The 14,007-nt window shown below is 55.2% G+C and carries 10 protein-coding genes; 6 read left to right on the forward strand and 4 right to left on the reverse strand.

Annotation, left to right across the window (positions count from 1 at the left end):
- The first annotated feature begins 155 nt into the window (after positions 1-155).
- From dmsA to RTX96_RS10290, 4 genes are all read left to right on the forward strand, one after another.
- The gene (gene dmsA, locus RTX96_RS10275) at positions 156-2,594 is read left to right on the forward strand and encodes a dimethylsulfoxide reductase subunit A (protein WP_312670905.1); all 2,439 of its coding nucleotides are present in this window, start codon (positions 156-158) and stop codon (positions 2,592-2,594) included.
- Positions 2,595-2,604: 10 nt separating this feature from the next.
- On the forward strand, positions 2,605-3,222 hold the full coding sequence (locus tag RTX96_RS10280) for a DMSO/selenate family reductase complex B subunit (protein WP_103819657.1): 618 nt from the start codon (positions 2,605-2,607) through the stop codon (positions 3,220-3,222).
- Between the two features lies 1 nt (position 3,223).
- Positions 3,224-4,087, forward strand: a complete 864-nt coding sequence (locus tag RTX96_RS10285; protein WP_312670906.1) for a dimethyl sulfoxide reductase anchor subunit family protein — start codon at positions 3,224-3,226, stop codon at positions 4,085-4,087.
- A 253-nt stretch (positions 4,088-4,340) separates the two neighbouring features.
- Positions 4,341-5,489, forward strand: coding sequence for an MFS transporter (locus RTX96_RS10290; protein ID WP_312670907.1), 1,149 nt, complete (start codon positions 4,341-4,343; stop codon positions 5,487-5,489).
- Positions 5,490-5,642: 153 nt separating this feature from the next.
- On the opposite strand, the gene pflA is transcribed toward RTX96_RS10290, so the two are convergent.
- From pflA to ycaO, 4 genes are all read right to left on the reverse strand, one after another.
- Positions 5,643-6,383: a pyruvate formate lyase 1-activating protein gene (gene pflA, locus RTX96_RS10295; RefSeq protein WP_103819654.1), complete on the reverse strand. Its 741-nt coding sequence runs from the start codon at positions 6,381-6,383 to the stop codon at positions 5,643-5,645.
- A 186-nt stretch (positions 6,384-6,569) separates the two neighbouring features.
- Entirely contained in the window at positions 6,570-8,852 is a 2,283-nt protein-coding gene (gene pflB, locus RTX96_RS10300) for a formate C-acetyltransferase (protein ID WP_103819653.1), read from the reverse strand.
- 51 nt (positions 8,853-8,903) lie between these two features.
- Positions 8,904-9,761 carry a formate transporter FocA gene (gene focA / locus RTX96_RS10305; RefSeq protein ID WP_141092946.1) on the reverse strand — a complete coding sequence of 286 codons (858 nt, stop codon included), beginning with the start codon at positions 9,759-9,761 and terminating at the stop codon, positions 8,904-8,906.
- 398 nt (positions 9,762-10,159) lie between these two features.
- A complete protein-coding gene (gene ycaO, locus RTX96_RS10310) occupies positions 10,160-11,926 on the reverse strand; it encodes a 30S ribosomal protein S12 methylthiotransferase accessory factor YcaO (RefSeq protein WP_312670908.1) in 1,767 nt (588 codons plus the stop codon).
- A gap of 138 nt (positions 11,927-12,064) precedes the next feature.
- On the opposite strand from ycaO, the gene RTX96_RS10315 reads away from it, so the two are divergent.
- Both RTX96_RS10315 and serC read left to right on the forward strand, forming a co-directional pair.
- On the forward strand, positions 12,065-12,757 hold the full coding sequence (locus RTX96_RS10315; protein ID WP_103819651.1) for a DUF421 domain-containing protein: 693 nt from the start codon (positions 12,065-12,067) through the stop codon (positions 12,755-12,757).
- Positions 12,758-12,918: 161 nt separating this feature from the next.
- Positions 12,919-14,007 carry a 3-phosphoserine/phosphohydroxythreonine transaminase gene (serC, locus tag RTX96_RS10320; protein ID WP_312670909.1) on the forward strand — a complete coding sequence of 363 codons (1,089 nt, stop codon included), beginning with the start codon at positions 12,919-12,921 and terminating at the stop codon, positions 14,005-14,007.

The raw sequence follows: 14,007 nt of genomic DNA on the forward strand, positions 1-14,007 counted from the left end.
TTTGACATCAAACAACAATTCATACCTCTTTCGGGGTAATACTGCCTTCGTATGAAGGTCAGAGTTTGCTACTGACATCACCAAAATTCTCTCTATAAAAAACTACATAACGGCAGTTTGCTTTTTATTTACTACAGGCAGCAAAGTGAGTCCCTATGAAAAAGAAGATCTCCGATGCAGTACTGGCAGCAGAGGTAAGCCGACGCAGTTTAGTCAAAACCACGGCATTGGGCGGGCTGGCCCTTGCCAGCACTACATTTACCGCGCCTTTTACCCGCATAGCGAATGCCGCTGAAAGCCTCAGCCCGAGCCGTGAAAAAATTATCTGGAGCGCCTGTACCGTCAACTGCGGCAGCCGCTGCCCGCTGCGTATGCACGTTGTCGACGGCGTGATCAAATATGTTGAGACCGATAATACCGGTGACGACAACTATGAAGGGTTTCACCAGGTACGCGCCTGCCTGCGCGGTCGCTCTATGCGCCGCCGCGTCTATAACCCGGATCGCCTGAAGTACCCGATGAAGCGCGTCGGCCTGCGCGGCGAGGGCAAGTTCGAACGCATCAGCTGGGATGAAGCCTTCGACATCGTCGCCGACAATATGAAACGCCTTATTAAAGATTACGGCAATGAATCTATCTACCTGAACTACGGCACAGGCACCCTCGGCGGTACCATGACGCGCTCATGGCCGCCGGGAAAGACACTGATTGCACGCCTGATGAACTGCTGTGGCGGCTACCTGAATCATTACGGAGACTACTCCTCGGCGCAAATTGCGGCGGGCCTGAACTACACCTACGGCGGCTGGGCCGATGGCAATAGCCCGTCAGATATTGAAAACAGCAAGCTGGTGGTGTTGTTTGGCAATAATCCAGGCGAAACGCGGATGAGCGGCGGCGGTGTAACCTACTATCTTGAGCAGGCCCGCGAGAAGTCAAACGCACGCATGATCATCATCGATCCACGCTATACCGATACCGGTGCGGGACGTGAGGATGAGTGGATCCCTATTAAGCCAGGGACGGATGCTGCGCTGGTCAACGGCCTGGCATGGGTGTTGATCACTGAAAATCTGGTCGATCAGCCATTTCTCGATCGGTACTGCATCGGCTACGATGAAAAAACCCTTCCCGCCAGCGCGCCAAAAAACGGTCACTATAAAGCCTATATTCTCGGCCAGGGAAGGGACGGGGTCGCGAAAACGCCCGCGTGGGCCGCGCAGATCACCGGTATTCCCGCCGATCGTATCATCAAGCTAGCCCGTGAAATTGCCAGCGCTAAACCCGCCTACATCAGCCAGGGCTGGGGGCCGCAGCGTCGCGCTAATGGTGAAATAACGACCCGAGCTATCTCAATGCTGGCCATTCTCACCGGCAACGTCGGCATTCACGGCGGCAACAGCGGGGCGCGTGAAGGCTCCTATGAGCTCCCCTTTGAGCGTATGCCGACCCTGGAGAACCCGGTCGCGACCAGTATCTCCATGTTCATGTGGACGGATGCCATAGAACGCGGGCCGGAGATGACCGCCCTGCGCGACGGGGTACGTGGAAAGGAGAAGCTTGACGTTCCTATCAAAATGATCTGGAACTATGCAGGTAACTGCCTGGTTAACCAGCATTCAGACATTAACCGCACCCATCAGATCCTACAGGATGATAAAAAGTGCGAGATGATCGTGGTTATCGACTGCCATATGACCTCTTCAGCAAAATATGCCGATATTTTGCTGCCGGACTGTACTGCATCGGAGCAGATGGACTTCGCGCTGGATGCCTCCTGCGGCAACATGTCCTACGTCATCTTCACCGAGCAGGCGGTCAAGCCGCGCTTTGAGTGCAAGACAATCTATGAGATGACCTCGCAGCTGGCAAAACGGATGGGCGTAGAACAGCAGTTTACCGAGGGGCGCACGCAGGAGGGGTGGCTGCGTTACCTCTATGAAGCGTCGCGAAAAGCCATACCTGAACTGCCAACCTTCGAGGCGTTTCGCCAGCAGGGGATCTTTAAAAAACGCGATCCTGACGGGCATCACGTCGCCTACCGGGCGTTTCGGGAAGATCCGCAGGCCAATCCGCTCTCTACTCCCTCCGGTAAAATTGAGATCTACTCCGAGGCCTTAGCAGAGATAGCAGCAACATGGGATTTGACGGATGGAGACGTTATCGATCCGCTGCCCATCTTTACCCCAGGGTTTGAAAGCTATGACGATCCGTTAATAGAAAAATATCCGCTCCAGCTCACCGGCTTTCACTATAAATCCCGCGTTCACTCTACCTACGGCGACGTTGATGTGTTGAAGGCCGCCTGTCGCCAGGAGATGTGGATCAACCCCATCGATGCGCAAAAACGACAAATTAGCAACGGAGACAAGGTGCGCATCTTTAACGGGCGCGGCGAGGTGCATATTGAGGCGAAGGTGACGCCGCGAATGATGCCCGGCGTCGTTGCGTTAGGTGAGGGGGCCTGGTACGACCCGGATGGCAAAGGCGTGGATCGGGGCGGATGCATTAATGTGCTGACTACCCAGCGTCCCTCTCCGCTTGCTAAGGGAAATCCCTCCCATACCAACCTCGTTCAGGTGGAAAAGGTTTAAGGAGTAACCGATGGCAACCCAGTATGGATTTTTTATTGATTCCAGCCGCTGCACCGGGTGCAAAACCTGTGAGCTGGCCTGTAAAGACTATAAAGATTTGACGCCGGAGGTGAGCTTCCGCCGTATCTATGAGTACGCAGGGGGCGATTGGCAGGAAGATAATGGCGTCTGGCACCAGAATGTCTTCGCCTACTATTTGTCCATTTCGTGCAACCACTGCGAAGATCCTGCCTGTACCAAGGTGTGTCCAAGCGGGGCGATGCATAAGCGTGAAGATGGTTTTGTCGTGGTCAACGAAGAGGTCTGCATCGGCTGCCGTTACTGCCATATGGCCTGTCCCTATGGCGCACCGCAGTACAATGCCAGTAAGGGCCATATGACCAAATGCGATGGCTGCTACGAGCGCGTTACGCAGGGGGAGAAGCCGATCTGCGTTGAATCCTGCCCACTGCGTGCGCTGGATTTCGGACCTATCGAGACGCTGCGTAAAAAGCACGGTGAGCTGGCCGCCGTTGCCCCATTGCCAGGCGCGCATTTCACGAAACCCAGCATCGTTATTAAACCCAATGCCAACTGCCGCCCGATTGGCGATACCACGGGCTATCTGGCAAATCCGGAGGAGGTGTGAGATGGGAAGCGGGTGGCATGAATGGCCGTTAATGATCTTTACGGTTTTCGGGCAGTGCGTGGTCGGGGGTTTTATCGTTCTGGCCTTTGCCTTGCTAAAAGGGGTGCTATCCCCTGAGTCGCAGCAGCGGATTATCGTCGGCATGCTGGGCCTGTGGGTGCTGATGGGAATTGGTTTTATCGCTTCTATGCTGCATCTGGGCTCGCCGATGCGCGCTTTTAACTCGCTTAACCGGGTAGGCGCGTCCCCCTTAAGCAATGAGATTGCCAGCGGGTCGATCTTCTTTGCCTTTGGCGGGATTGGCTGGCTGCTGGCGGTAGTACGTAAGCTGCCTTCAGGATTACGTAATGTCTGGCTAGTGGTCACGATGATACTGGGCGTAATGTTCGTCTGGATGATGGTGCGCGTTTATAACAGTATTGATACGGTGCCCACCTGGTACAGCATCTGGACCCCGCTGAGCTTCTTCCTGACCTTGCTGACAGGAGGGCCGCTATTGGGCTACCTGCTTCTGCGTACTGCCGGTATTCATGGCTGGGCGATGCGCCTGCTGCCAGCGGTGTCTGTACTGGCTCTGGTTGCCAGCGCTATCGTGGCCATGATGCAGGGTGCGGAGCTGGCAACGATCCATAGCGCCGTGCAGCAGGCGTCCGCTCTGATACCTGACTACGGCGCTCTGATGGCCTGGCGTACCGTCGTGCTGGCGGTGGCGCTAAGCTGCTGGATTGTGCCGCAGGTGGCAGGAAAAGTGCCTACGGTGCCGCTGCTCTCAATGGCATTCATGCTGCTGCTGGTGGGTGAGCTAATCGGTCGCGGCGTATTTTATGGTCTGCATATGACCGTGGGTATGGCGGTTGCTGGCTGAAGCTGAGGAAGCCGCAAAAAAGTGGCGGCTTCTACCATGAAATTTTTCTACTAAACGCAGGTGCGGGATATTTCATTATCTATAATATTATCATATATTTAACGATAATATCCCGCTGCGTTTTACCTTTGATAATCAGTATTTCAAATCGATCGTTAAAAAAGGGCGTAAGGCGGCCATTCAGGCCGATTGACAATGTTTTTGCCGGTGGCATGATGCGCTCGAAATCAGAACTTCCTCACGGTTTATATCCATGCCTATCTATACCCGCCCAGTGCTTCTGCTGCTCTGTGGCCTGTTGTTGTTGACCCTGTCGATCGCGACGCTAAATACGCTCGTGCCGCTTTGGCTCGCCCATGAAAACTTGCCAACATGGCAGGTAGGTATGGTTGGCTCCGCCTTTTTTACCGGTAACCTGCTGGGCACGCTGCTCTGCGGCCGCCTGATCAAACGCTTCGGTTTTAACCGCAGCTACTACATCGCCTCGCTGCTTTTTGCCGCTGGCTGTGTCGGGATGGGGCTGATGGTGGGTTTCTGGAGCTGGATGGTATGGCGTTTCATTGCTGGCGTCGGCTGTGCAATGATCTGGGTGGTGGTTGAGAGCGGCCTGATGTGCAGCGGCACCTCCCGCAACCGCGGCCGCCTGCTGGCTGCCTATATGATGATCTACTACGTCGGTACAGTGCTGGGCCAGCTGATGGTCAGCAAGCTGCCGACCGGGCTGATGCAGGTTCTGCCGTGGGTTACCGGCCTGATCCTGGCTGCAATCCTGCCGCTGCTCTTCACCCGTATCGTCAACGAGCATAGCGAGCATCAGGAGGCGACGACGATGTGGCCGATGCTGAGACTGCGCCAGGCGCGTCTGGGCATTAACGGCTGCGTCATCTCAGGGATTATTCTTGGCTCGCTGTATGGCCTGATGCCGCTGTGGCTGAACCATCACGGGGTCAGCGACGCCGGAATCGGTTTCTGGATGGCAGTGCTGATCAGCGCGGGTATTTTCGGTCAGTGGCCGGTGGGCAAGCTGGCAGATCGCTTTGGCCGCCTGCTGGTACTGCGCGTGCAGGTGTTTGTAGTGATCGTCGGCTGTCTGGCGATGCTCGGCAACGCCGCGATGGCACCAGCGCTGTTCGTGCTGGGGGCGGCGGGCTTCACGCTCTACCCGGTAGCGATGGCCTGGGCCTGTGAGAAAGTGGAGCCGCATCAGCTGGTGGCGATGAACCAGGCGCTGCTGCTCAGCTACACCGTGGGTAGCCTGCTGGGGCCAACGCTGACCTCAATGCTGATGCAGAGCTACTCTGATAATCTGCTCTTTGTCATGATCGCCAGCGTGTCGTTTATCTACCTGATGATGCTGCTGCGAAAAGCGGGCCAGCATCCGACCCCAGTGGCACATGCCTAAACTCTTTTGCCCGGCGGCGCTCTGCTTGCCGGGCCTACTAACCGCACCGTGCTTACCGTAGGCTGGGCAAACGTAGTGCCGCCCGGCATTGCAGCGTTATCATATTAACGCCCGGTGGCGCTACGCTTACCGGGCCTACATGGCATGACGGTGTTAATACATCACCTTGTGACCGTACTGCTCCAGGATGCCTTTCACGCGATCCATCGTCTCTTTTTTCGGCGGGTGAATGCCATCAAGCTTGTACTCTTCGCCCATCGCCACCCATTTGTGCTTGCCCAGCTCGTGATAGGGCAGTAGCTCAATCTTCTCAACGTTGCCCATATCGCGGGTAAATTCACCCAGGCGGTGCGCGGAGTCGTCGTCATCTGACCAGCCCGGTACCACCACGTAGCGGATCCAGACCTTAACATTCTTCTGCGACAGATACTGAGCAAACTCCAGCGTGCGGTGGTTCGAGACGCCGACCAGGTTCTGGTGGATCTCATCGTTCATCTGTTTGAGATCGAGCATCACCAGATCGGTGACCTCCAGCAGTTCGTCGATCACCGGATCGTAGCGGCGTACGAAGCCGTTGGTGTCCAGACAGGTGTGAATGCCCTCCTGATGGCAGGCGCGGAACCAGTCGCGCACAAACTCAGCCTGCAGGATAGCTTCCCCGCCGGACGCCGTTACGCCGCCGCCGGAGGCGTTCATAAAGTGGCGATAGGTCACGACCTCTTTCATCAGCTCCTCAACGGTGATCTCTTTGCCGCCGTGGGTATCCCAGGTGTCACGGTTGTGGCAGTAGAGGCAGCGCATCAGGCAGCCCTGAAAGAAGGTAATAAAGCGGATCCCCGGGCCATCAACTGTGCCACAGGATTCAAAGGAGTGAATGCGACCGATAACTGACATTGCGAGGTTCTCCGGATATGGCCCATCCCGGGCCTGTTTTTGCACAGCTTTCCGCTGTGTTTAAGTCTGTTTTGCCAGATGCCCGCAGGCAGGACAGTTGGCAAAGCAGGCTCGTAGGAGAGGGCGCGTTTACTAAAAAGGCCCCACGATCGTGGAGCCTTTATTGTACGCTTTTTCAGTCAACCATTACATGGTTTGCGTGAAGGTACGGGTGATAACGTCCTGCTGCTGTTCTTTGGTCAGGGAGTTAAAACGTACCGCGTAACCGGAAACACGGATGGTCAGCTGCGGATATTTTTCCGGGTGCTCCATCGCATCAAGCAGCATTTCACGGTTCATTACGTTGACGTTGAGGTGCTGACCGCCTTCGATGGAAGACTCGTGATGGAAGTAACCATCCATCAGGCCTGCCAGGTTGGTTTTACGCACTTCATCATCTTTACCCAGCGCGTTCGGCACGATAGAGAAGGTATAGGAGATACCATCTTTCGCGTAGGCGAACGGCAGTTTCGCAACGGAGGTCAGAGAGGCAACGGCACCTTTCTGGTCACGACCGTGCATCGGGTTAGCACCTGGGCCAAACGGCGCGCCAGCGCGACGACCGTCCGGGGTGTTACCGGTTTTCTTACCATACACGACGTTAGAGGTGATGGTCAGAACGGACTGGGTCGGGATAGCGTTACGGTAGGTGGTCAGTTTCTGAATTTTCTTCATGAAACGTTCAACCAGGTCAACCGCCAGGTCATCGACGCGTGAGTCGTTGTTACCAAACTGCGGGTATTCACCTTCGATTTCGAAGTCAGTCGCCAGACCGTCTTCGTCGCGAATCGGTTTAACTTTTGCATATTTGATAGCGGACAGGGAGTCAGCCGCAACGGACAGACCCGCGATACCACAGGCCATAGTGCGGATAACGTCACGGTCGTGCAGCGCCATCAGCGAGGCTTCGTAGCTGTACTTGTCATGCATGTAGTGGATGATGTTCAGCGCAGTCACATACTGCTTAGCCAGCCAGTCCATGAAGTGATCCATGCGATCCATCACTTCGTCGAAGTTCAGCACATCACCTTTGATCGGTTCAGACTTCGGACCCACCTGCATTTTCAGTTTTTCATCCACGCCGCCGTTGATTGCATACAGCATGGTTTTCGCCAGGTTAGCACGGGCACCGAAGAACTGCATTTGCTTACCAACAACCATCGGGCTTACGCAGCAAGCGATAGCGTAGTCGTCGTTGTTGAAGTCAGGACGCATCAGGTCATCGTTTTCATACTGCAGGGAAGAGGTGTCGATAGAGACCTTCGCTGCGTATTTTTTGAAGCCCAGCGGCAGTTTTTCAGACCACAGTACGGTGATGTTCGGCTCCGGAGACGGCCCCATAGTGTACAGGGTGTTCAGGAAGCGGAAGCTGTTTTTAGTGACCAGCGTACGGCCATCAACGCCCATACCGCCGATGGATTCAGTTGCCCAAATCGGGTCACCAGAGAAGAGCTCATCGTACTCAGGGGTACGCAGGAAGCGAACCATACGCAGTTTCATGACCAGGTGGTCAATCATCTCCTGCGCGTCCTGCTCGGTGATTTTACCGGCTTTCAGGTCACGTTCGATGTAAACGTCAAGGAAGGTAGAGACGCGGCCAAAGGACATGGCTGCACCGTTCTGGGATTTCACCGCGGCCAGGTAGCCGAAGTAGGTCCACTGAACCGCTTCCTGAGCAGTGGTCGCCGGACCGGAGATATCGCAGCCATATTTCGCTGCCATCTCTTTGATCTGGCCCAGTGCACGGTGCTGTTCGGAGATCTCTTCACGCAGACGGATGGTCGCTTCCAGATCTTCGCCGTTTTCCAGTTTCTCTTGCAGAGAGAGGAACTGCGCGTATTTATCTTTCATCAGGAAGTCGATACCGTACAGTGCAACGCGACGGTAGTCACCGATGATACGGCCACGGCCGTAGGCATCCGGCAGGCCGGTCAGCACGCCAGACTTACGGCAGTTCAGGATGTCTTTGGTGTAGACATCAAATACGCCCTGGTTATGGGTCTTGCGGTATTCAGTGAAGATCTTTTTCAGCATCGGGTCCAGCTCGCGGTTGTACGCTTTGCAGGAACCTTCAACCATTTTGATACCACCGAACGGGATAATCGCACGTTTCAGCGGCGCTTCAGTTTGCAGACCAACGATTTTCTCCAGCGCTTTATTGATGTAGCCAGCGTCGTGAGAGGTGATGGTGGAAGCAACAGAGGTGTCGAAATCAACTGGCGCATGGGTGCGGTTTTCCAGTTTGACGCCTTCCATCACTTTGTCCCACAGCGTGGTGGTAGCTTCAGTGGCACCGGCCAGGAAAGATTCGTCGCCCTCGTAAGGAGCGTAGTTTTTCTGGATGAAGTCACGGACGTTGACCGCTTTCTGCCAGTCACCTTCAACGAAACCTTCCCATGCTGTGGCTAACTTTTCATTAAGCTCGGACATGTTACACCTACCTTCTTAAGTGGATTTTTTATTTACTGCCTGGGATACCCATCAATGATGGTTATCGCCACGCAGGTAAATGACCCAGTATGTCAACCCAACCAGTAAACCCCCACCAATAATGTTCCCGATTGTTACGGGGATCAGATTATCGGTGATGAAGTTCATCACGGTCAGATGAGAAAAATTGTCTGGAGATGAACCGACTGCGGTCCAAAACTCCGGAGTAGCAAAATCACGGATTACGATACCCAGCGGGATCAAAAACATGTTTGCGATGCTGTGCTCAAAGCCGCTGGCAACAAACATGGCGACCGGCAGAACCATAATCATGGCTTTGTCCATCAGGCTGCGGCCTGAGTAGCTCATCCACACGGCCAGACAGACCATCAGGTTTGCCAGAATGCCAAGTGCGACGGCTTCAATAAAAGTATGGTGCATCTTGTGGTCAGCGGTTTGCAGGACGTTAAGCCCCCAGCCGCCGTTAGCGGTCATGTACTCACCGGAGAGCCACATCAGCAGGACAAAGAGCAGACAGCCAACCAGGTTGCCAACGTAAACGTTGATCCAGTTGCGCGCCAGCTGGCCCCAGGTGATTTTGCCGCTGGCCTTTGCCACTACGATAAGGACCGTCGAGGTAAAGAGATCCGCGCCGCAGATCACGCACAAAATCAGACCCAGTGAGAAGCAGATACCGCCGATCAGCTTGGCCACGCCGTACGGCATCGCGGCTGTGCCGGTGGTAGAGGTAATATAGAAAACAAAGGCGATGGAGATGAACACCCCGGCGGTAATTGCCAGGAAGAACGTCGTCATCGGACGCTTTGTGGCTTTATAGACACCCGCCTCTTCGGCAACTTTTGCCATCGCAGGGGGAAGTATCAAATCAAAAGGGTTGTCAGCTTTCACACTAACTCTCTCTTTATTAAGTCGGCGAGGAGATACTAACAAAGCATTATAGAAGAGAACTTGATATGGATCATATCTCGCCCGTCTTATAGGCCTTAAGACCCTGTGGTTTTAGCTGTTTTTATTGCTAACTTATTGATTACTGTTGAATAAATAAAGTTTAAAATTTATAAAATGTTTTGAATATTTTTTTGTTCACTCTGCTGGCGCGTTAATTACAATGGAGTAATTCTTCTAAAAAGTAACAATATGCCTGAGTATCAATAAAGAATATTACTTGTAAGTAACCTAATTATTACATTTATAGTTCATTGCATATCTATATAAAAAACGGGGCAATGAAATTGCCCCGTAATATAGCCTGGCTGTGCAAATACGCCTACAGCTTATAGTGTTATTTACGCTTCTTTTGGCCAAAAAGCCTGTTTCGCCCGCTGCAGCTTCTCGTAGGCCGCCAGCAGGGACTGGTGAGCAGGGAAGGCCGCCAGCGTGCCGTCAGCCGCCTGCAGGCCATAGAACGGCGCTTCGCCGCTCATTGCTGCACTGGCGGCTTCCACCGCTTCCGCGCCGTACATGCGGACAAAGGCGTTGAGATACTGCAGCGGCTGGCGATCCTCTTCCTGAGCCAGCAGCAGGAGGGTCTGCAGGCAGCGGTAGTAGTTCGCACGCGCTGGTGTAAAGACGGAGGCATTGAACTCCATTGTCCATTCGGTCCAGATCAGGGCCTGATCGAGATCGCCCCCGGCCAGGGCCAGCATCGCTTTCAGCTCGCCAATGCGCAGGGTATACCAGCCGTTGTCTTTACCGGTAGCAATGCCTAACAGCTCACGCACGCGGGTAAAGTCATCGTGACCCTCATCATCCAGCTGGGCGATGAGATCAAGGTAGGCCTCTTTCTCCCACTCGCTGCCCGGCAGAGCAAGAATGGTTTCACGCAGGTGGCTGCCCATGCTGTTGTTCGCCAGCCAGAGATCCTCTGCCGGATAGATATCCGACATGCCCGGCACGATAATGCGGCAGGCGTAGACGCTCAGGTGCTCGTAGTCGGCGATGTAGACCTCTTTGTCCTCGGCACGGAAGATCGCCATCAGGGTCGCGAACTCCTCTTCGGTGGTGCCGGCGAAGCTCCAGTCCACGAACGGGTAGTCGGCATCCTGCTTGAACATATCCCAGGAGATCAGGCCGCTGGAGTCGATAAAGTGAGTCTCCAGGTTGGCATGCTCGGCCACCTCTTCATCGTCAAAGGTCGGCGGGGTAAAGACGTCGAGATCCTTCAGGCCACGACCCTGCAGCAGCTCGGTCACGGTACGCTCCAGCGCCACGCCAAAGTCCGGATGCGCGCCGAAGGAGGCGAAGCAGGTGCCGTTCGCCGGGTTAAACAGCACGACGCAGATCACCGGGTATTTGCCGCCCAGCGAGGCGTCATAGGCAAAGATCGGGAAACCTTCCGCTTCCAGGGTAGCAATTGACTCCACCACGCCCGGGTAGCGGGCCAGCACCGCCTGCGGGATCTCCGGCAGGCTAATGCTTTCGGCAATGATGCGGTTCTTGATGTGGCGCTCAAACACCTCCGACAGGCCCTGCACCCGGGCTTCGTTGCGGGTGTTACCGGCGGACATGCCGTTAGAGACATACAGGTTGCCGACGATGTTCATCGGGATGTAGACCGTCTGCTGGTCGGACTGACGGGTAAACGGCAGGCCGCAGATGCCGCGCGCTTCGTTGCCGGACTGCAGGTCAATCAGCATGCCAGCAGCGAGTTCGCCTTCCGGATCGTAGAACGCGCGCAGGCGCGCGTCGAGAATACCTTCCGGCAGGGAGTCATCTTCCGGCAGCGGGAACCACTTCTCATTCGGATAGTGGACAAACGGGCCGTTAGCGATCTCATCGCCCAGCCAGAAGTCGGCAAAGAAGTAGTTGGTAGAGAGACGCTCAAAGTATTCGCCGAGGGCGGAGGCCAGCGCTGCTTTTTTGGTTGCGCCTTTACCGTTGGTAAAGCAGAGCGCACAGGCTTTATCGCGAATATGCACTGACCAGACGTTAGGGACCGGATTCAGCCAGGAGGCCTCTTCGATATCGAAGCCAAGATCGAGCAGTTTCTGCTGGAAGCGGGCGATGGAGTCTTCCAGAGCGGCATCTTTGCCGGGGATAAATGTTTGCGTCATGAGCGTCACTTTATTCGTACGGAAAGCGCGCAATGATACGGGTTTTAGGTGAACGACGCTATCTTCCTGCACCGGAGGACGAAAATAAAAGCGCGAGCTATGCTTGTAGAAAGTAACGTCCTGTTTAGGCAAAAGAAAATGAAAGCATTCGATTTGCATCGTATGATGCTGGACAAGGCGCCGCTCGACTTCCTGGGAGAGGTCGCGCTGCGGAGTCTCTACACCTTTATCCTCGTTTTTCTGTTCCTGAAGATCGCCGGACGTCGCGGCGTGCGGCAGATGTCGCTCTTCGAGGTACTGATCATTCTAACCCTCGGCTCGGCGGCGGGGGACGTTGCCTTCTATGACGACGTGCCGATGCTGCCGGTGCTGGTGGTGTTTATCTCGCTGGCGCTGTTCTACCGGCTGGTGATGTGGCTGATGGCCCACAGTGAACGGCTTGAGGATCTGCTTGAAGGCAAGCCGATTATCATTGTGGAGGAGGGCGAGCTGGCATGGGACAAGCTTAGAGCGGCCAACCTGACCGAGGTCGAGTTCTATATGGAGCTGCGGGTAAATGGCGTGGAGCAACTGGGGCAGATTCGGCTGGCCATCATGGAGACCAACGGGCAGATCAGTACCTACTACTACCGTGATGAGGACGTGCGCCCTGGGCTTTCACTGCTGCCGGCAGGACTTGTGCCGCGCTTTATCGTCGCGCCGGAGACGGGCGACTATGCCTGCGTAAAATGCAGCGAGGTGATCGCGATGCAGGCAGGAGATAAACAACCCTGTCCGCGCTGCAAAAATCCAGAATGGACGAAGGCCAGCCGGGCGATTCGCATCACCTGACAGGGTTTTCCGCCACCGTCACAGAACGCTACAAAATAATCTGCTATGTGACTGAGTGCACATTTCTTCCCGTCGTCGGAATACCCGTTGCGGCGCGTGACGCGCAATGGTACAACCGATGTCACAGGAATAACTTATTGCTTTCAGCGTGGTGAGAGGAAATGACACAGGTCTTTAATTTTAGTTCTGGTCCGGCGATGTTGCCGACAGAGGTGCTTAAACAGGCTCAGCAGGAGCTCTGCGATTGGCAGGGTCTTGGCACGTCGGTCATGGAGATTAGTCACCGCGGTAAGCCATTTATCCAGTGCGCAGAAGAGGCGGAGCAGGATTTTCGCGATCTGTTAAACATCCCTGAGAACTATAAAGTTCTGTTCTGCCACGGCGGCGGTCGCGGCCAGTTCGCGGGCATTCCGCTGAACCTGCTGGGCGACAAAACCACGGCGGATTATGTTGATGCCGGTTACTGGGCCGCCAGCGCGGTAAAAGAGGCGCATAAATACTGTACGCCGAACGTAATTGATGCCAAAACGACCGTTGACGGCCTGCGCGCTGTTAAGCCGATGAGCGACTGGCAGCTCTCCAGCGATGCAGCCTATCTGCACTACTGCCCGAACGAGACCATCGACGGTATCGCCATCCATGAAGAGCCGAACTTTGACGAGAGCGTCATCGTCACGGCGGATCTCTCCTCTACTATTCTCTCAGCGCCGCTTGACGTCAGCCGCTACGGCGTGATTTATGCCGGTGCGCAGAAAAACATTGGCCCGGCAGGCCTGACGCTGGTGATCGTTCGTGACGATCTGCTGGGTAAAGCCCACAAATCCTGCCCGTCGATTCTGGATTACAGCGTACTGAACGACAACGACTCCATGTTCAACACCCCGCCGACCTTCGCCTGGTACCTGTCAGGCCTGGTGTTCAAGTGGCTGAAGCAAAACGGCGGCGTTGCGGCAATGAATGCCATCAACCAGCAGAAAGCCGAGCTGCTGTACGGCGTTATCGACGGCAGCGACTTCTACCGTAACGACGTGGCGGTAGCGAACCGTTCGCGCATGAACGTACCGTTCCAGCTGGCTGACAGCAAGCTCGACAGCCTCTTCCTGGACGAATCCTTCGCCGCCGGTCTGCACGCGCTGAAAGGCCACCGCGTGGTAGGCGGGATGCGCGCCTCTATCTATAACGCCATGCCGCTGGCAGGCGTGAAAGCGCTGACCGATTTCATGGTCGACTTCGAACGCCGCCACGGTTAA

This window comes from Pseudescherichia sp. (assembly GCF_032052675.1).
GTDB lineage: Bacteria > Pseudomonadota > Gammaproteobacteria > Enterobacterales > Enterobacteriaceae > Pseudescherichia.